The sequence below is a fragment of the Leptobacterium flavescens genome (assembly GCF_010671605.1).
Classification (GTDB): domain Bacteria; phylum Bacteroidota; class Bacteroidia; order Flavobacteriales; family Flavobacteriaceae; genus Leptobacterium; species Leptobacterium flavescens.
This window is the reverse complement of sequence record NZ_JAABOO010000002.1, coordinates 141160-160880: the sequence shown is the minus strand read 5'-3', so window position 1 is coordinate 160880 and position 19721 is coordinate 141160. Positions and strand designations below refer to the sequence as shown.

Sequence of the window (19721 nt, the reverse complement as noted above, 5' to 3'; positions counted from 1 at the left end):
TTACTTTAGATGCCTCAAAATAAAGTCGAGTTTTTCGTTTGTGTTATTATTTTGAGTAAAACTATCTGTAAAATACTTAGAATCTTCTGCCAATCCTAATTTTTGAAGTCTTTCTATAATGTTTTTGTGCTCCAGGGTAACCTTTCCGGTGAGCAATTTGCTGAGATCCTGTCCCGAATGGAAATAGTCGTATACTTTTTTAAGTCCTGTGAGATACAAATGGTCTTTGGTAAAGCCTCCACCTCTGTGCACCCTCATGGTAATCGTAAAAGCATCATCCCTGTTGAGCTTATACTGCCCGTGGATCAGGTTAAAGGTATCGGAAAAGCTGTAACCTTTAATTAAACTGTCAACCGCAATTACCCTATACGCCAGTTCTTTGAGTCTTTTTAAGGTAAGCGCACCACTCATATACTCGCTAAAAACAGCAAGGCCTTCCTGGGTTTCCACATTTTTGGGGAATCCGTTAGAGAATATCTTTAAGGGCTGCGAGAGCCCGTTATAAGTAGTTACCAGATGCACCCCTATCTCATGGTTCGCAAGTGTTTTTAACTGGTTCTGGCTAAACATGCAGTTCTTTTTGATAAGCAGGGACTGAGTGCTGTTGCTCACCATGGCTTCTGCCGCAATATTGTTAGAGAATTTAATATTTAGCGGAAAACCGTATCTGTCTACAAAGTCCACAAAATAATCCCTGGCATCCTCAGCCGTTCTCGTTTTCATCATATCCTCTCCCAGGGGCTCATCTTCCATATGAAGGATAAACTGTGCGTTCTGAACGTCTTTCTCCCTCGGGGTTCCGTAAACACGAAGACTGTTATAATAGAACTCCTTTCCTTCCCCAATCGTCTCTATACACTGGATCATATTGGAGTAGAAGTAAATAATATCCTGGAAAAAGCACCTTATTTCCTCATCCTCGATCCGTTCCAGGCGCTGTGAATAAAAAAGCCGATGAAGTTTATAGGGATCGAATTTCAGTTTTGGATATTTAAACTGCGGATCTTCTGTATATTTTGAAGCAAAAAAGCGTTGTTTCTGCTTTTCAATATTCAATGGGTTTACATAGGCTAAAAGTTCTATTTTCTTTATCAGCCTGTTGAGATTAGCATCAATTTCAAATATCCCTGCATATTGAGATATACTATCTTCTACGATCATTTGCTCAATCTTTTATAAAATTTTAAGGCGTGTTCCTCAATTCTAACCGCCAATTCATTCTTTACCGCCCGTACTACTTCCGGGTAGATTACATAGTCGTATTCGTCGCAATAAACTTTTGCTATTTCGGTAGCCAGGACCAGGGTATTTTTAAAATTTGACGTAATATACTTTAAAAAGTAGCCATTTCCCTGGAAAGTATCGTTGATCTTAGAGGTGGAAACGATCCCGTTGGGCAATTTCATCGCCCCCAGACTCCTGCTCCAATCCTCTACGGCTTCTCCGAAGCGTTCATTATCTATATTGGCAGTTCCCAGGTTCCAGACGGGTACTTCCCTTTCCCATCGTTTCCAGTTATAACTATGCATATCATATACAATGACCTGCCCGAAATCTTTTTCGAGTTTCCCGATAAGGGCATGTACAAGTCTGTAGAAATTGGAGTGCTTGTTTAAACTCTCCTGTTTTTCTTTATCGCTTAGTGGCTTTTTCCACAATTGCTTTCCCCAGGCATCTTCATAAATTGCATTTTCCGGGCCCCTGTTCAGATCGTATTCAAAACGGGAATCACAACCGGCAATTATAATAGGGTATCCGGCTACCATTTCCTTTGTACAGGGATCTTCCTCATACCAGCGATCGTATTCGGAATGAAGGCAGTTCTCCCAAAGGGATTTCCTGAACTGATGCCCGTCGTGAACCGCTCCGCAGACATAAGGAACGTACTTATCTATTTTCAGCGTAAAAGAATAATCATCGGCCACAGCTTCAAAGCTTTCCCCGTTCTCAATAAGGGAAATCATATCGTCTACAGCCAGTTTACGCATCTTCTACTGTTTTTCTGAGTTTAGCTATCCTGTCGAAAGCCCTGGTCTTTTCATGTACCTGGCTCTCTACAAAATCGATTACCTTTTCCTGTAACCTGACCTTGTTTACCTTGTTGATATAGGTAATTCCTCCCGGGCTCATCACATTTACCTCTATGAGCTTTCCGCCTATTACATCTATTCCCACAAAATAAAGGCCGTCCTTTACCAGTTTCGGTCCGATATGTTTACAAAGTTCTTTTTCTTTCCTGGTAAGCGTATGGCGCTGTACCGATCCTCCGGCTGTTACATTCGACCTGTGATCATCATTGCCCGGAACTCTTTTCATGGCCCCAATAGGCTTCCCGTTAAGGATCAGGATACGCACATCGCCCATATCTGCCCCTTCAATATACTCCTGAAGGATCACATAATTGGAAGTACCGTCGGCATTAGCGATATAAAAATCCAGCAGGGAGTTAATACTCGACATAGCCGATTTTTCTATCAGGATCACCCCCGAACCTCCAAAACCGTTTAAAGGTTTCAGGATCATCCGGTCTGATGAAGATTCCTTGATCTGCCTGATAAGATATCTTTTGTTCTTGGAAACATGAGTTACCGGAATAATATCATTATTCGGATCCTCAAAGGCAGCTGTATACAATTTGTTATTTGCTTCCCGCACTCCCTGTAAAGAATTAACAATAAAGACATCATCTTTAACGGAATCCAGGAAATTAAGCATCAACGGATCCAGAGGAGGATTGGCTCGCATAAAGATCACGTCAAAACCTGCCAGAGGAAGCATTTCTTCTCTTAGGGTAGCTTTTTTGTAAAAGGATTTTAACGAACTGGGAACCTTATCCATCTTATTTACAACCGTACAGAATGCATTGGTTATACTGTTTCTGATAGTCAGGTTTGAGGGAGTACATAAAACTACTCCGTGGCCCCGTTTGGCACATTCGTGTATCAGTGCTAATGAAGTATCATTTTCAGGGTCGATCTCCTCCCAGGGATACATTAAAAAACAAATGTTCATTACAAAAAAAGTTTGGTTGGTAATACTTTTTTAAAGTAATACAAAAAATAATATAACTGCAAGTTTATTTTAGCTCTGAGCTATTATTTTACCTCATCGTAGTGATCATCCCATTCTTTTACGTTGGGCTTCCCTAATTTTCCAACACTTTTAGCCACAAGCATAGACACAGTAGCATCTCCCGTAACATTAATAGTGGTCCTCAGCATGTCTAAAGGACGATCTACCGCAAAGATAAGTGCAAGACCTATGGCGAGTTTATCACTTGGAAAACCAACGGCATCCAATACAATAACCAGCATTACCATTCCCGCACCGGGAACCGCTGCAGAACCGATAGATGCAAGTAAAGCAGTAAGGATAATAGTGAGCTGATTACTGAACACCAGACCCTCAGGCCACAATACCTGCATAATAAACACGGCTGCAACTGCCTGATATAAACTGGTACCATCCATATTTATGGTAGCTCCTACGGGTAATACAAAACTGGAAACTTCCTTATCCACACCAATATGCTCTTCTACTCTTTCCATAGTCACCGGAAGCGTAGCTGCACTTGAACTGGTAGAAAAGGCCAGTAATTGAGCAGGGCTTAGTTTTTTAAGGAACCAGAACGGGTTTTTCTTCACCATGGTAGAAACAATAATACTGTAGAATACTACCATCAACAGAAGCCCCAGTACAACATTCAGTGCGTACTTCAATAAAGCCAGAAGAATATCCGGGTCGTCCGAAGACACCACTACATTTGCCAGTAAAGCAAAAACGGCTACAGGTGCAGTAAGCATGATAAGGTCTACCATTTTAAGTACTACATCATTAAGCGAATCGAAAAAACCTTTTAAGGGCTTGGCGTTCTTCTCTCCTATTAAAAGAAGGGAAATACCAAAGATGATGGTAAAGAAGATCACCTGAAGCATATTCCTGTTCTCGGAAGCTGCTGCAAAGAAGTTACTCGGAACCATATCTACCAGGAACTGAAGTGGTCCGCTACTCTGTTGCTGTGAAGCCTGATCCATACGCTCGGCAATTTTCTCATTCCCGGCATAGGTGTCTGTTAATTTCTCAATAGTATCGGGTGAGATCCCGTTACCCGGTTGAAGTGTATTTACGATAAGAAGTCCGATGGAAATGGCTACTACAGTGGTTACGATATAAGTTACAATAGTACGGCCACCTATGGCTTTGAATTTGGATATGTCTTTCAGATCTGAGATCCCTTTGATCAGGGAAGCGATGATAAGAGGAATTGCGATAAGTTTAAGAAGGTTGACAAAAATGTCTCCGAACGGTTTTATCCAATCGATAACAAAACCTTTTCCCCCATCTACATACGTCATGCCAAATCCAAAGAAAAGACCTAACAACATTCCAATAATGATCTGCCAGTGTAGTGCCAGTTTTTTCATAAATACTTTTTTAGTTTATAGTCTGATTACGGGATCTTAATTTACATAGTAGTAGTTCAAATTCCCTTTTATTAACTCAATTTTACAAAATTTCCCTGAGATGACTTTTATTTTTTCCTTTTTAACAGTCAAATAGCCTTTATCATCGATATGCACAAAGCAATAGCCGTTTAATTTGTGGTCATCCGGAAACTCGTAATTCAGCGTACCGTTGTACCATTGTATGTTTGTATTCTTGTTGTTCTCATTTACTTTCATAATATGTGTTGCAAAAGCTTCTTTCCAGTAGAGGAACATAAAGAACAACAGAAAAAGTCCGCCCGGAAGAAAAAAACGGTTCAGGGTCGTCCATCTCCGTATCCGGGTCTCAAAATAGTTAAAAAGCAGGATGGCAATAACACAGGTAACGAATATTCCCAGGGCTACAAAAGTTGCATGCCTGTTTATATTGACAATCTCGTGATCAGGATATCTGCTGATCTCGGTGTCGGGCTGATAAAAAAGTGTCAGTAACCCAAAGGGTACCAAAAGAAACAACCAATATATTCTTTTGAATTTTATGCTTTTAAATCTCATGCGTAAACCGTGGTTTCTACTGCTTGGCCACTTTGTCCAGGAGATGATAGTCTGCCAGTACAAGAGCTGCCATTGCTTCTACTATAGGCACAGCTCTGGGTACCACACAGGGATCATGACGTCCTTTCCCCTGCATTTGCACATATTCTCCTTCTTTATTTATAGTGGTTTGTTCCTGAATTAAAGTAGCTACGGGTTTAAATGCAACATTAAAGTAAATATCCATCCCGTTGCTGATACCTCCCTGGATCCCGCCGGAGTAATTGGTCTTTGTGGTCCCGTCGGCATTATAAAGGTCGTTATGCTCACTTCCTTTCATAGCAGCTCCTTCAAATCCGCTGCCGTATTCAAATCCTTTAACCGCATTAATGGAAAGCATGGCTTTCCCCAATTCTGCATGCAGCTTATCAAAAACCGGCTCTCCCAGGCCTATGGGTACATTTTTAATTACACAGCTCACCACACCACCAACCGTATCTCCCTGCTTGCGGATCTCCTTGATATATTGCTCCATTTTTGCTGCGGTCCCGGTATCCGGGCAACGCACAATATTGCTTTCTATATTCTGAAGGTCGATCTCATTATGGTCCTTATCCAGACTGATCTCTCCCACGGCAGAAACATAAGCCTTTATTTCTATGGTATTGAGTAATTGTTTGGCAATTGCACCGGCTACTACCCTGCTGGCTGTTTCTCTGGCAGAACTTCTTCCGCCACCTCTGTAATCCCTGAAGCCGTATTTCTGATCGTATACATAGTCGGCGTGACTGGGCCTGTAGCTGTTCTCTATATGGGAATAATCTTTGGATTTCTGGTCCTCATTGTGGATTATAAAACCAATCGGGGTTCCCGTGGTCTTTCCTTCGAAGATCCCGCTGAGGAACTGTACGGTATCACTCTCCTTTCGTTGAGTTACTATGGCTGACTGCCCGGGCTTTCTGCGATCCAGGTCCTGTTGCACGGCATCCAGGTCTAACTGAAGGCCTGCAGGACATCCATCTATGATCCCGCCTATTGCTTTCCCGTGGGATTCACCAAAGGTGGTGAGTTTAAAAAGCTTACCAAAAGAATTTCCTGCCATAGTATTTGTTTACATTAAGTCGGGTTTCGAATCACTGGCGAAGGTAAAAAACTTCTTTTAACCTGAAAAGCAAAGCCTTAATTTATATAGCATTTACATCTATGAAAATGCAGGTAGAAAAGTCCGGTTGATGTTTTTTTAACACTCAACTGACACATATTTAATCTGTTCTTAATTATCCGATAATCTTGGCTTATTTATTTTGTAAAAACCTTAATAGTTTGAAAAAACGCAAAATAGAAACGGTTGTAATTTCGGATGTGCATTTGGGTACCTACGGATGTCATGCAGACGAGCTGCTATCCTATCTCAGTAGCATCAATCCGAAAAAACTGATCCTCAACGGCGATATCATCGATATCTGGCAATTCAGAAAAAGGTATTTCCCGAAATCCCATCTCAGGGTCATTAAAAAGATCATAGATCTGTCAACCAAAGGAACGGAAGTGTTCTATATTACCGGGAACCACGATGAGATGCTCCGCAAGTTCAGCGATATTACCATGGGGAATATTCATGTACTTGACAAGCTGGTACTGGAGATGGATGGGAAGAAAGCCTGGTTTTTTCACGGAGATGTTTTTGATGCCTCTGTTCATCATACCAAGTGGATCGCCAAACTGGGCGGATGGGGCTACGACTTTCTGATCCTTCTGAACCGGCTTATTAACTGGTGGCTGGTAAAACTCGGCCGGGAAAAGTATTCTCTTTCCAAAAAAATAAAGAACAGTGTTAAAAAAGCAGTCAAGTACATTAATGATTTTGAAAAAGTAGCGGCCGACCTGGCCATAGAGAATGGTTATAAATATGTGGTCTGCGGACATATTCATCAACCGGAAATGGTACGTAAGGTCAATAAGAACGGAACCTGCTTATATCTGAATAGCGGAGATTGGGTGGAAAACCTCACCTCCCTGGAATATCATAACAAACGCTGGGAACTCTATCATTACAGTGAGGATAAACTAAGTCCTTTCTATTCCGACGAAGACCTGAAGGTAATGGATTATAAAGAATTGCTTGCCGCGATCACCATTACCGGAAAAAAATAACACTCTATTTCAGGGCTTCCTTTAAAATACTTACCGGATGCAGAGCCTTCCTCTTTGTACCATCTTCGATCTGATGCCTGCAACTCGTACCATTGGCAGCAATTACCGTTTCTTCAGATGACTTACGGATTGCAGGAAACAATCGGGTTTCCCCTATCTTCATGCTCACCTCGTAGTGTTCTTTTTCATATCCGAAGGAGCCCGCCATTCCACAGCAGCCCGAATTAATAATAGAAACTTTAAAATTCTCCGGGATATTAAGCATATCGAAAGTGTGCTTCTGATGTGAAAGTGCCTTCTGGTGACAGTGATTATGGATCTTGACTGTTTTGGAACTACTGCTGAACTGAGAAGCAGAAATAACTCCTTTTTCGAATTCCGAAGCCAGGAACTCTTCTATCAGAAGGCTGTGTCCGGCAATATGATTCGCCTCCTCCTTATCTTTACACAGGCGTAAATACTCATCCCTGAAACTCAAAATAGCAGAAGGCTCTATTCCAATTAACGGCCTGTTCTCATCTATCTTTATACTGAGTGCTTCAACATTTTTATCGGCAATTGCTTTTGCTTTATCCAGAAAACCCTTGGAAATAAGGCTACGTCCGCTGTCACCGTAAAAGATCTCCACTTCATAGCCAAGGCCATTGAGCAATTCTATAGCGTCCTTACCTATATCTGTATCCAGATAACGGGTAAATTCATCGATAAATAATATTGGCTTTACTTTAGCGGGATCTGATGGACTTACATTCTTCACCAAAGCTTTAAAATCCGTTTTATTCACTGCAGGAAGCCTCCTTTTCGGGTGGATCCCAAAAGTTTTTTTGATCAGCTTAGAGGTAAGTTCGTTAGTAAAGAGTGCATTGCTTAGGGCCCGAAAGCCGGAAGCTCTTGCATTCCACTTACTGTTATCTGCAAAAAAACGATCCCTGAAAGGAGCTTTATTCGATTTGTGGTACTGATAGAGAAACTCTGCCTTTATGGTAGCCATATCAACATTACTGGGACATTCACTTCCACAGGCTTTACAACTGATACAAAGATCCAATACTTCTTTAAGCTCCGGATGATCAAACCTGTTGCTGCGATCGGAATTCGTCAGGAATTCCCTGAGGGCATTTGCCCTTGCCCGGGTGGTATCTTTTTCATCCTTGGTAGCGTGATAACTGGGACACATGGCTCCGGCAGACACTTCTGTCTTTCGGCAATCCCCGCTTCCGTTACACTTTTCAGCAGCTCTCAGTATTCCCTCGGAATCAGAAAAATCCATTAAGGTCTCTATTTCCGGCTCTTCCCTGTCGGCTTCATATCTCAGAGAAGTATCCATCGGGGCCGTATCGGTAATTTTTCCCCGGTTAAAGATCGCATCCGGATCAAATACGTTCTTGATCTTTTTGAGGATATTGTAATTCTCCTCACCTATCATCATTTCCACAAATTCTCCCCGCACAATACCATCGCCATGCTCTCCGCTCAGAGATCCTTTGTATTTCTTAACCAGTCCGGCTACTTCCGTGGTTATTTTCCTGAAGAGTTGTATATCTTCTTTCTTTTTAAGATTGAGGATAGGTCGTAAATGAAGTTCTCCTGCTCCGGCGTGGGCGTAATAAACGGCTTGTTGATCGTACCTCTCCATCAGGGCACTAAACTCATCGATATAAGGTGACAGGTCTTCCAGGGCCACAGCCGTATCCTCAATACAAGCCACTGCTTTTCTGTCTCCCACTATATTTCCCAGCAAGCCGAGACCGGCTTTGCGCAGCTCCATGGCTTTATTGATATCTTCTCCATATAATGAAGGCCATGCGTAGCTTAGTTCCGACTCTTCCAGGGTCTTTATCAGCGCATCCCGTTTTTCCTCCAGTTCTTTTACACTATCAGCCCTTAATTCCAGCATAAGGATCGCCATGGGATCTCCCTGAATAAAAAAGCGATTGGGTAGTTGAGTCTTGTTGTTTTTAGTACAATCGAGAATTACCTTGTCCATCATCTCGCAGGTGCTCAGATGGTGCTTCATAACCGGAACCACTGCTTTACAGCAATTACTTATACTGTCGAAATGTGCGGCAACCATCACACTGTGCTCCGGAGGTAGGAGGTCCAGTTGCAATTTGATCTTTGTGGTAAACGCCAGGGTTCCTTCACTTCCCGCAAGCAGGGAACAAAGGTTAAGATCCTGACCATCCTGAGAAAAAGGCTGCATCTCCATCAGGCTGTCTAAGGCATAACCCGTGTTTCTCCTGTGGATCCCGCTTTTAGGAAAATGATCTTCTATCTGTTCTCTGACTCCCGTAGCCGATAGTTCTCCGTAAAGTGTTCTGTAAATATCTCCTTCCAACCCCTGTTGCTCCAGCTTTCGGGAAAACTCATCCTGCTTTAGTGATTTAAACAAAACTGTCGAGCCATCACTCAGAACAGCTTCTATTTCCTTTACCTTATCTCTTGTTACCCCGTATTGAATAGAGGTGGTTCCACTGGAATTGTTCCCTACCATCCCTCCTATCATACATCTGTTAGAGGTAGAAGTATTCGGTCCGAAGAACAGGCCAAAGGCTTTGAGATATTGATTGAGTTCATCCCGTATCACTCCCGGTTCTACGGTAATGGTCCTTTCTTTTTCATCGAGATGCAGAATACGGTTAAAGTGTTTGGAGACATCAACTATTATTCCTTCGCCCACACATTGCCCCGCCAGGGATGTTCCTGCGGTTCTCGGAATTATTGAAGTTTTATTCTCCTTTGCAAAGGCGATGATCTTCGCTATATCCTCTGTTGTTTTAGGGTATATAACAGCTGCAGGTATTTTCCTGTAAACCGATGCGTCTGTGGCGTATATGCTTTTATGAAGTGAATCGAAGTATACTTTTCCTTCAATATCCGAGTTTAATTCTATCAGGGACCTTTCGGAAATCATCCAATTATTTTTTGTAAAAATAGCAATTAAATAGCAGGGCATTCGTTATACTCATAATTAAACAGCTTATCATATGAAAAAACTATTTTTATTTATTGTATTAGCGATTGGGGTAACATTTTCTGTTTCAGCACAACAGATATCAAAAAATGCATTGGGACTTCGTCTAGGAGATAGCGATGGCTTCGGTGCAGAGATATCATATCAAAGAGGATTAACCGACAACAACAGGTTGGAATTCGGCCTTGGCTGGAGGGATGGCGATGATTTTAACGCTTTCCGTCTAAGCGGTTTATACCAATGGGTATTTCCTCTGGATGGCAATTTTAACTGGTACGTTGGTGCCGGTGGAGGTATTGGAAACGTTGACTTCGACGACGATTTTATCGGTTCGGACGACAGTGAGACCTTCGTTTTTATTGCCGGAGATATTGGAATAGAATACAATTTTGAAATCCCCTTGTTAATATCGCTGGATTTTAGGCCTGAAATTGGTTTTAGTGACTTTAATGACGATCTCGATTTCGATATTGCATTAGGGATCAGGTATCAATTCTAAGTAAAAATATGGTTGACTAAAAGACCTCCGCTTACCGGCGGGGGTCTTTTTGTTTTGTTAAATCTTGTTATTGTTTGTTATGAATAATTACCTTTGCAGACATTATTACGTAATAAAACATATTTAATGAAACGTTTAGGACTTGTATTAGTTATTTTATCAATACTTATTGGCTGTCAGTCAGAAAAAGGTAACGAGTTTAAGATTTCTGCTTCCTTTGAAGGGGTGGAAAACGGTAATAAAGTTTTTCTTAAGAAAATTGGCGCTAACAATCAGCCGGAAGATATTGATACTACCGAAGTAAACAACGGAAAATTCGCGTTTAGCGGTGTGAGTGAAGCACCGGAACTTCACTATATATTTGTTGAAGGTGTAAGAGGAAGCATTGGTGTTGTATTGGAATCCGGGAATATAAAAGTTAAAGGATATAAAGACAGTATTTCTGCTTCTAAGGTAAGCGGGACGATCTCTAATGATGAGTTCGGGAAATTCCTGGACGGTTCCAGAGAGATCAACAAAAAGATCAATGAGATCAGAAATGAATTCAGACAGGCCGCATCCGAAAATGATACGATAACTGCTAACACATTAAGAGAGGTTTATACAGAAGCTGTTGAGGAGGCACGAAATTTTGAGCCTACATTCGTAGAAGAGAATCCCTCTTCCTATATTTCCCTGCTAATCCTGGAAAGAATGTTCTTTACCAAGGTTAAAACTGCTGAGGAAACTCAGACGTTAATGGCAAATTTCTCTGAAGAAGTTAAAAATACCAAGGCCGGTAAAAATATTACTCAGGCTCTTGAAGATGCTGTCAGAGCTGAAAAAACCCTTTCTGTTGGGAAAATAGCTCCCGATTTTACTGCGCCTACTCCCGATGGAAGAATGGCTCAGTTGGACAAGATAAAAGGAAAAGTAACTATCATCGATTTCTGGGCTTCCTGGTGTAAGCCTTGTAGAGTGGAAAACCCGAGAGTAGTTGCACTTTATAATAAATACCACGAAAAAGGACTTACCATCCTGGGAGTGTCTCTGGACAGAAGAATGGAAGACTGGATGAATGCGGTTCAGCAGGACGGGTTACCTTGGTTACAGGTTTCCAGCTTAAAGCACTGGCAGGAACCGGTTGCTAAGCTTTATAATGTAAATGAGATCCCTGCTACTTATATTCTGGATGAGAACAGGAGAATTGTTGCAAAGAACCTTAGAGGTCCGGAGCTTGAAGCTAAAATAGCAGAGCTTTTAAACTAGTATTACCAAAACACAAACGATATAAAAAAAGATCTTCGAAAGAAGGTCTTTTTTATTTAATTACGGTTCAGGGAGTTATTGCTTAAGCTGTATTTTTTAGCTTTTTTTGACTTGCACAGAAGCAAAACTGTATTATATTTGCATCCGCTTGCCACGGCAAGACGTTCTTTAAAATGGGGAGATACTCAAGCGGCCAACGAGGACAGACTGTAAATCTGTTGGTTTTTACCTTCGCAGGTTCGAATCCTGCTCTCCCCACATAAAAAAGTTTTGAGGACAAACCGTCAAAAGCGAGCTTTTGTAAGGTTTGGACGAAAAACTTTGATGTTCGGGGCCACCCGAACGGATCACGAAGCGTAGCGGAGTAATCCTTTTTTTTATTGAAAAAGGGTAGCCGAATGCAACGAGGTAATCCTGACATTAGAATGATTTTTATCATTTTGGATGTAGGATCACGAAGCGTGCAGCTTGCACAACGAAGCAAATGCGAAGGTGTGAAGTAATCCTGACACTAGAATGATTTTTATCATTTTGGATGTGGGATCACGAAGCGCAGCGGAGTAATCCTTGACAGCAATTAAACTATTTTGTTTATTAAATGGAAAGGATGACTCAGTGCAACGAAGATGCAAGGTGATTTAAAAAAATTAATGCGGGAGTAGCTCAGTTGGTAGAGCGTCAGCCTTCCAAGCTGAATGTCGCGAGTTCGAATCTCGTCTCCCGCTCAAAAAGAAATCCTGACAGTTTTGTCAGGATTTTTTGTTTTTGGTATTATGTGAATTATCTTCTAAACTAGTTCAGTTCAAAAACAATATTTACGGTAGCACTTACGCTCATCTCTCCAATAGCAATTGTCTCCGAAGGCCCCCTAAAATCGGCGGTAGCTTTTAATTCTGCATATTGCGGCCTGGGATAACTCACAGCGCTATTTTCTGAAATGGTAATTGCTTTTCCCACTCCCTGCCCCAGGACACCGGCATAGGCAACTGCTTTTTCCTTGGCATTTTTAACAGCTCTTATACGGGCTTCCGCCTGATGTTTTTCCATTTCCGAAGAAAGGAACTGTATCCCATCTATTCTGTTTATTCCGGAATCGAGCAGCCCCTGCAGCAAGGCTTCGTATTTCTCCAGGTCCTTTAAATGTATATTCAAAGCCTGGTTGGCTGCGTAATTGTACTCTTTTTTCTGATAATCGTAGTTCTTATTAAGATTGATGCGTTCTGTAACCACATCTTTCTTATCTATCTTCATCTGCCTGCAAAACTTAAGCACCTGATCTATTACTTCATCATTTTGTCTTTTTACTTCAATTGCCGACTTACCCGTATGCTCTACTCTGACCCGGATGGAAACTTCATCGGGAACAACTCTTACTACTCCTTTTCCCGTTACGGAAACAGTAGGCTCTATCTTGTTTTGTTGTGCGTGTACAGTACTCATGGCTGTCATTAAAAGAATTAGGATTGTTTTTTTCATCTATTATTTTTTAAAGTTGTTTGACTTTATTCAATAGCTGTGCCAAACTAGATCTTTCCGGCCTTTTCCAAAATAAATAATACCACGATCGGAATGGCAAGCAAAAGCACCATTAGTGTATGGTCCCAAATCAGTGAGGGCCTTAACAGCAGGGTGGCAAAATATCCACCAACCGCACCCCCGAAATGCGCCGTATGTCCAATATTTCCCAATTTGTTCTTCATCCCGTAAATAGAATAAAGTAAATACCCTATTCCGAAAACATATCCGGGAATACCAACAGTCGGAAGGAAAATAAAGTAAAGGTTATTCTCCGGGTGAAGGAGGATAGCCGAATATATGACTCCCATGATCGCCCCGCTGGCTCCAACGGCACTGTAGTGATATTCTTCCTTGTGAAAAAACAGGGCCAGCAGACTTCCTGCGAGAAGACTGATCAGATAGATGATAACAAAATTCTTGGTCCCCATATAATCCACAACCACATCGGCAAAGAGGTAAAGGGAAAACATATTTAACACCAGATGTCCCATATCTACATGGAGAAAACCTGAGGTTACTAATCTGAGTTGTTCCCCTCTTCGGATACTTCCGATATGGAACTTATATTTTTCAAAAAAAGAGAAATCATTAAACCCTTTGAGGGAGATAAGAATATTGGCTACAATAATAACAATAACAACGATGCTTAAATTCATGGTGATCTATAAGGTTTCGTATCAAATATAGCTATATTTGACCAAATTTTGAGATTTAATGCAACTTCTGATTTTCATTTTAGCATACCCTTTTTTATGGTTGGTTTCCAAACTTCCGTTCCGGCTCCTGTACATGGTTTCGGATGCAGTAAGAATACTGGTTTACCACATTTTCGGGTATCGTAAAAAAGTGGTCAGAACTAACTTAAAACTGGCATTTCCGGAGAAGAGTGCATCCGAGCTCAAAGCTATTGAAAAAGAGTTCTATAAGCATATGTGTGATATGTTCCTGGAGATGATCAAAACCATGTCTATTTCCGAAAAGGAGATGCAAAAGCGTTTTAGTTTTACCAACCTCGATCTGATCCTCCAACTGGAAAAAGAAAAGAGCATCCTGCTCATGTTTCCTCATTACGCCAGTTGGGAATGGGTAATTGCCCTCAACAAACATATCGAGTCCAAGGGATATGCAGTCTATAAAAAGATCAGTAATGTTCATTTCGACCGGTTGATGAGAAGTATTCGCGAAAAATTCGGCACTACGCTGATAGAAACCAAAGAAACTCCTGCTACCATTATTTCCAATAAACGGAAAAAGATAAAAAGTATGTACGGCTTTCTAAGCGATCAGTCTCCTTTACCCAGTCGCACGAATTACTGGAGCGATTTTATGAAGATCAAAGTACCTGTACATACGGGCGCGGAAACCCTGGCTAAACGACTGGACCTGGCGGTTGTATTCCTGAAGGTCGAAAAACTTAAAAGAGGGTACTATTCTGCCAGTTTTGAAGTACTTGCAGAACACCCCAAGGAACTTGAGGGTTTTCAGATAACAGATCTGTTCCTCCGCGAAACGGAGAAACAGATAGAAGAAGATCCGGCCTATTATTTCTGGACTCACAGACGATGGAAGCACAGAAATAAAGTGCCGGAAAAGTTCAGGGATTAGATCCCCGCTATTTCTTGTATTTGAGCGATAAAGCTGTCGGCCAGCTTATCTGCTTCCTCCTGAGACGGAGCTTCCGTATAGATCCTGATAATAGGCTCTGTATTCGATTTTCTGAGGTGTACCCAGTTTTCCGGGAAATCTATTTTAACTCCATCTACGGTGCTGATCTGCTCTCCCGCATATTTGTTTTCCATAGATTTCAGTATTCCGTCTACATCCAGCTCCGGAGTAAGTGTTATTTTCTTTTTGCTCATAAAGTAAGAAGGGTAACTATCCCTCAGTTCCCTGGTACTCATTCCTGTTTCCGCAAGATGGGTCAGGAAAAGGGCCACTCCTACAAGAGCATCTCTTCCGTAATGGCTGGCAGGGTAAATAATTCCTCCGTTACCTTCGCCACCGATAATAGCCTCATTCTTTTTCATCAGTTCCACTACATTCACCTCTCCCACGGCACTGGCTTCATAAGTACCGTTATGCTTTACCGCAATATCTCTTAAGGCTCTTGATGAGGACAGGTTAGAAACCGTATTTCCCGGGGTTTTTCCCAGAACATAGTCTGCACAGGCCACCAGGGTGTATTCTTCTCCAAACATCTCTCCGTCATTACAGATAAAAGCCAGTCGGTCTACATCCGGATCCACAACAATCCCCATATCTGCATTTTCCTTTACCACCAATTCCGAAATATCGGTCAAATGTTCTTTAAGAGGCTCCGGGTTATGCGGAAAGTGCCCGGTCGGGTCGCAATACAATTCTATGGCCTCTACTCCCAGCTTCTCCAGCAGTCGCGGAATAGCGATCCCTCCGGTTGAATTCACACCATCTACAACTACCTTAAAACCGGCAGCCTTTATCTTTTCTGCATCTACCAGAGGTAAATTAAGTACCTCCTCGATATGTTTATCGATATAAGTATCGTTTTTGGTAATTTTTCCAAGATCATCAACTTCGGCAAAAGTATAATCGTCGTTCTCGGCGATCTTCAGTATTTCAGCTCCGTCCTTCCCGCTGAGGAACTCTCCTTTGGCGTTAAGGAGCTTAAGGGCGTTCCATTGCTTGGGGTTATGACTTGCCGTTAAAATAATACCTCCGTCTGCCTTTTCAATAGGTACGGCCACCTCTACGGTCGGGGTAGTTGAAAGTCCGAGGTCTATCACATCAATTCCAAGGCCAATCAGACTGGAAGCAACCAGGTTTTGGATCATCTCTCCCGATAATCTGGCATCCCTACCGATAACTACTCTTAGTTTTTGGTTTTCGCTTTGCCCTTTTAGCCAGCTTCCGTAGGCGGAAGCAAATTTTACGGCATCTATGGGAGTAAGATTATCTGATGGCTTCCCTCCTATAGTACCTCGTATTCCTGAAATTGATTTTATTAACGTCATGATTATTTTTTAGATTCCGACAAATATACAACGACAAAATTGTATTTGTTAGTTATGAATTTGTAAATTCGGAAAATGAATTTTTTAGCCCATATCTATCTTTCCGGAGATGACCCACAAATAAAGATCGGCAACTTTATTGCCGACGGAATTCGGGGCAAAAAATATCTTGATTATCCCGAAAAAATAAGAACGGGAATTCTCCTGCACCGGGAGATCGACACCTTTACCGACGCGCATCAGACCGTTAAAAAAAGTACCAAAAGATTACACGAGAATTACGGGCACTATAGCGGAGTGATCGTCGATATTTTTTACGATCACTTCCTGGCCAGGAATTGGTCGTCCTATTCCAACATTCCTCTTGATGAGTATGTAAAAGATTTTTATGAGATCCTGAACGATCATTATGAGATCCTTCCGGACAGGTATAAAAAAATGAGACCCTACCTGATCAGGGAAAACTGGCTCTACAGCTACAGGACACTGGATGGGATCTCGAAAGTGCTGGATGGAATGAACCGAAGAACACAGAACCGTTCTAAAATGAATTTTGCTATTTTAGAACTCGAAAAATACAATAGTGAATTTGAAAAAGAATTCAGTTCGTTTTTTGATGAACTGATCACTTTTTCCAAACATAAATTAAAATCCTTGCTTCATGAATAGAACTTCATTTTCAAAAGCTGCTCTTTTTTCTTTACTGTTATCATTTGTCCTTCTATCCTGTAAAACGAATTCTCCGGAACCCGTAAAGGGGTTGATCACGGAAAAAGCCATGGTGGTCTCTGCCAGGGTGGAAGCTTCCAGAATAGGTAGTGAGATCCTGGAACAGGGCGGAAATGCTTTTGATGCCATGGCAGCTACAGAACTGGCCCTGGCAGTAGCATACCCCTATGCCGGGAATCTTGGTGGTGGTGGTTTTATGGTATATCGCAAAGCAAACGGAGAGATCGGGGCTCTGGACTACAGGGAAAAGGCTCCTTTAAGTGCCGACAGGGACATGTATCTGGATTCGCTGGGGAATATTATTCCGGGAAAAAGCACAGAAGGTGCTACCGCCGTAGGTATTCCGGGAACCATTGCAGGTATTTTTGAAGCTCATCGCAAATTCGGAAGCCTTCCTATATCCGCTATTATCGAGCCTTCTATAAAGCTGGCAAAGCGAGGAGTTATTGTTACAAAGAAACAGGAACAACGCCTTAATACACACCGAAAGAAGATTACGGCTGTAAGCGGGGATAACACTTTATTTTCCAAAGCCTTCGTGGAAGGAGATACCGTTAAGTATAATGCACTGGCAGAAACCCTTCAGCGTATCAAAGACAACGGGAGAGATGAATTTTACAAAGGAGAAACCGCTCAGAAGCTGGTCGATTTCATCCAGGCCAAAGGCGGATACTTCACCATGGAAGATATGGAGAAATACGAAGCGAAATGGAGAGAACCGGTTGTTTTTAATTATAAGGATGTAAAGATCGTTTCCATGAGCCCGCCCTCAAGTGGCGGGATCTGCCTGGCGCAGATAATGACCATGATAGAACCCTACGAACTTTCGTCTTTCGGACATAATACCGCAAAAAGTATCCAACTGATCACTGAAGCAGAACGCAGGGCCTATGCAGACCGAAGCTATTTCCTGGGAGATCCCGATTTTGTACAGATCCCGCAGGAAGAACTTATCAGTGAAAACTACCTGAAAGAAAGAATGGATGACTTTTCTTTTGAACAGGCTTCTTCTTCCGATAATGTAGGATACGGTTCTGTAGAATTTGTCGAGAGCAGTGAGACCACTCACTATTCTATTGTAGATCAGTTCGGAAATGCAGTTTCGGTTACCACTACCCTGAACGGGGCTTACGGTTCCAAACTGTACAGCGATGAACTCGGTTTCTTCCTGAACAACGAAATGGATGACTTCAGTTCCAAACCAGGAGTTCCCAATTCATACGGGCTTATCGGAGCCGAGGCCAACAGTATAGCACCGGAAAAACGTATGCTGAGTTCAATGACTCCAACGATCGTGGAAAAGGACGGTAAATTATGGATGGTTGTGGGTACTCCCGGAGGTTCTACTATTATCACAACCGTACTCCAGACGATCCTTAACGTTCATGAATTTGGTATGGGAATGCAGGAGGCTGTAGATGCACCTCGCTTCCATCATCAGTGGAAACCGGATACTATTACTTTTGAACCGGGGGCTTTTTCTCCCGAGTTATTGGAAAATCTTAAGGCAAAAGGATATAAGATCAACGAAAACACTACCCCTATCATCGGGAAAGTAAGCGCTATTCTGATTACGGAAGATGGTAAACTGGAAGGAGGAGCAGATAAACGGGGAGATGAAACTGCGGTAGGTTTCTAAGTTTTGAAAAAGGGTTCATCAATGAAAAAATATGATATTATCATTCTTACCGACAGAAGGTATTTGGATTTCTCCAATCCGGCTCCTTATGTACAGAATGTATTAAAGGAAGACACCTATATACGGGAAGCCCTGGAAGAAGAAGGTTTAAAAACCGGAAGGTTGTCCTGGGACGATGCAAACTTCGACTGGTCGCAAACCAAAGCCGTACTGTTCAGGACCACCTGGGATTATTTTGATCGCTTTGATGAGTTCTCTGCCTGGCTGGACAAGGTAAGCAAACAGACACGCCTGCTCAATTCAGAGACCATTATTCGCTGGAACCTGGATAAACGCTATTTCCTGGATCTGGAGGCTAAAGGAATTTACTGCACCCCTACCCGCTTTATAGAAAAGAACGAAAAAACCAGCCTGAAAGAATTACATTCTCAGACAGGTTGGGAAGAAACAGTACTTAAGCCTTGTGTTTCGGGGAGTTCAAGAGATACTTTTAAGCTCAATCCGTCTATTATTGAAGATCATGAGGCTGTTTTTAAAGAGCTTATTCAGAAAAAAGCCATGATGCTTCAGCCCTTCCAGCAAAATATCGTTTTAAAAGGCGAGATTTCTATTATGGTAATGGGCGGAGAATTTTCCCATGCGGTGCTTAAGGTAGCAAAAGCCGGGGATTTCAGGGTTCAGGACGATTTTGGCGGAAGTGTTCAGCTCTATCATCCGACTGAGGAAGAGATCGCTTTTGCTGAAAACACCGTAAAGGTTTGTTCTGATGAGCTTCCCTCCTATGCCCGTGTAGATATCTTTACCGACAACGACGGAAACCTGGCCCTTGCAGAGCTCGAGCTCATAGAACCCGAATTGTGGTTTCGTATCTGCCCGAATGCGGCAAAGCTGTTGGCGGCCTATATCAAAAAGACACATTTCTAAAAAAACATAGCCAAAATTCCCGGCTTTGTCATTTTAACATATTATCTAAATCTCTGTAGCAGATCGC

Annotated in this window: 17 protein-coding genes and 2 tRNA genes; 9 read left to right on the top strand and 10 right to left on the bottom strand. The window is 42.0% G+C overall.

What is annotated here, in order from left to right; all coding sequences use genetic code 11:
* The 6 genes from GWK08_RS08215 to aroC form a co-directional block, all read right to left on the bottom strand.
* Complete coding sequence (locus GWK08_RS08215; RefSeq protein ID WP_163606456.1) at nucleotides 1-1161, bottom strand: flavohemoglobin expression-modulating QEGLA motif protein; 1161 nt, start codon at nucleotides 1159-1161, stop codon at nucleotides 1-3.
* Nucleotides 1158-1988 carry an N-formylglutamate amidohydrolase gene (locus GWK08_RS08210; protein ID WP_163606455.1) on the bottom strand — a complete coding sequence of 277 codons (831 nt, stop codon included), beginning with the start codon at nucleotides 1986-1988 and terminating at the stop codon, nucleotides 1158-1160. Before GWK08_RS08210 ends, GWK08_RS08215 begins: the two co-directional genes overlap by 4 nt.
* Nucleotides 1981-3012: a glutathione synthase gene (gene gshB, locus GWK08_RS08205; protein ID WP_163606454.1), complete on the bottom strand. Its 1032-nt coding sequence runs from the start codon at nucleotides 3010-3012 to the stop codon at nucleotides 1981-1983. Before gshB ends, GWK08_RS08210 begins: the two co-directional genes overlap by 8 nt.
* Nucleotides 3013-3095: 83 nt before the next feature.
* Complete coding sequence (locus GWK08_RS08200; RefSeq protein WP_163606453.1) at nucleotides 3096-4424, bottom strand: dicarboxylate/amino acid:cation symporter; 1329 nt, start codon at nucleotides 4422-4424, stop codon at nucleotides 3096-3098.
* A gap of 36 nt (nucleotides 4425-4460) precedes the next feature.
* A complete protein-coding gene (locus tag GWK08_RS08195; protein WP_163606452.1) occupies nucleotides 4461-5000 on the bottom strand; it encodes a hypothetical protein in 540 nt (179 codons plus the stop codon).
* A gap of 16 nt (nucleotides 5001-5016) precedes the next feature.
* On the bottom strand, nucleotides 5017-6081 hold the full coding sequence (aroC, locus tag GWK08_RS08190; protein ID WP_163606451.1) for a chorismate synthase: 1065 nt from the start codon (nucleotides 6079-6081) through the stop codon (nucleotides 5017-5019).
* Nucleotides 6082-6302: 221 nt separating this feature from the next.
* Between aroC and GWK08_RS08185 the strand changes: the two genes are divergently transcribed.
* Nucleotides 6303-7133, top strand: coding sequence for a UDP-2,3-diacylglucosamine diphosphatase (locus GWK08_RS08185; protein WP_163606450.1), 831 nt, complete (start codon nucleotides 6303-6305; stop codon nucleotides 7131-7133).
* 4 nt (nucleotides 7134-7137) lie between these two features.
* On the opposite strand, the gene GWK08_RS08180 is transcribed toward GWK08_RS08185, so the two are convergent.
* Nucleotides 7138-10047 carry an FAD-binding and (Fe-S)-binding domain-containing protein gene (locus GWK08_RS08180; RefSeq protein WP_163606449.1) on the bottom strand — a complete coding sequence of 970 codons (2910 nt, stop codon included), beginning with the start codon at nucleotides 10045-10047 and terminating at the stop codon, nucleotides 7138-7140.
* Between the two features lie 73 nt (nucleotides 10048-10120).
* Here GWK08_RS08180 and GWK08_RS08175 point away from each other — a divergent pair, with 73 nt between their 5' ends.
* From GWK08_RS08175 to GWK08_RS08160, 4 genes are all read left to right on the top strand, one after another.
* The gene (locus GWK08_RS08175; RefSeq protein WP_163606448.1) at nucleotides 10121-10606 is read left to right on the top strand and encodes an outer membrane beta-barrel protein; all 486 of its coding nucleotides are present in this window, start codon (nucleotides 10121-10123) and stop codon (nucleotides 10604-10606) included.
* A gap of 126 nt (nucleotides 10607-10732) precedes the next feature.
* A complete protein-coding gene (locus GWK08_RS08170) occupies nucleotides 10733-11854 on the top strand; it encodes a TlpA disulfide reductase family protein (RefSeq protein WP_163606447.1) in 1122 nt (373 codons plus the stop codon).
* A 175-nt stretch (nucleotides 11855-12029) separates the two neighbouring features.
* Nucleotides 12030-12112, top strand: a tRNA-Tyr gene (locus GWK08_RS08165).
* A 394-nt stretch (nucleotides 12113-12506) separates the two neighbouring features.
* Nucleotides 12507-12579: transfer RNA gene (locus tag GWK08_RS08160), tRNA-Gly, on the top strand.
* A 67-nt stretch (nucleotides 12580-12646) separates the two neighbouring features.
* Here the strand turns inward: GWK08_RS08160 and GWK08_RS08155 are convergent.
* Nucleotides 12647-13330: an SIMPL domain-containing protein gene (locus GWK08_RS08155; protein ID WP_163606446.1), complete on the bottom strand. Its 684-nt coding sequence runs from the start codon at nucleotides 13328-13330 to the stop codon at nucleotides 12647-12649.
* A 47-nt stretch (nucleotides 13331-13377) separates the two neighbouring features.
* Nucleotides 13378-14028 carry a rhomboid family intramembrane serine protease gene (locus tag GWK08_RS08150; protein ID WP_163606445.1) on the bottom strand — a complete coding sequence of 217 codons (651 nt, stop codon included), beginning with the start codon at nucleotides 14026-14028 and terminating at the stop codon, nucleotides 13378-13380.
* A 58-nt stretch (nucleotides 14029-14086) separates the two neighbouring features.
* Here GWK08_RS08150 and GWK08_RS08145 point away from each other — a divergent pair, with 58 nt between their 5' ends.
* Nucleotides 14087-14977, top strand: a complete 891-nt coding sequence (locus tag GWK08_RS08145) for a lysophospholipid acyltransferase family protein (RefSeq protein WP_163606444.1) — start codon at nucleotides 14087-14089, stop codon at nucleotides 14975-14977.
* On the opposite strand, the gene glmM is transcribed toward GWK08_RS08145, so the two are convergent.
* Entirely contained in the window at nucleotides 14974-16362 is a 1389-nt protein-coding gene (gene glmM / locus GWK08_RS08140) for a phosphoglucosamine mutase (protein WP_163606443.1), read from the bottom strand. The genes GWK08_RS08145 and glmM overlap by 4 nt on opposite strands.
* Nucleotides 16363-16437: 75 nt before the next feature.
* Here glmM and GWK08_RS08135 point away from each other — a divergent pair, with 75 nt between their 5' ends.
* From GWK08_RS08135 to GWK08_RS08125, 3 genes are read left to right on the top strand one after another with little or no spacing between them, the layout of a single operon-like run.
* On the top strand, nucleotides 16438-17031 hold the full coding sequence (locus GWK08_RS08135; RefSeq protein ID WP_163606442.1) for an acyl carrier protein phosphodiesterase: 594 nt from the start codon (nucleotides 16438-16440) through the stop codon (nucleotides 17029-17031).
* Nucleotides 17024-18730: a gamma-glutamyltransferase gene (ggt, locus tag GWK08_RS08130; RefSeq protein ID WP_163606441.1), complete on the top strand. Its 1707-nt coding sequence runs from the start codon at nucleotides 17024-17026 to the stop codon at nucleotides 18728-18730. The genes GWK08_RS08135 and ggt overlap by 8 nt, the downstream gene beginning before the upstream one ends.
* Before the next feature lie 21 nt (nucleotides 18731-18751).
* The gene (locus GWK08_RS08125; RefSeq protein ID WP_163606440.1) at nucleotides 18752-19654 is read left to right on the top strand and encodes an ATP-grasp domain-containing protein; all 903 of its coding nucleotides are present in this window, start codon (nucleotides 18752-18754) and stop codon (nucleotides 19652-19654) included.
* Nucleotides 19655-19721 lie beyond the last annotated feature (67 nt).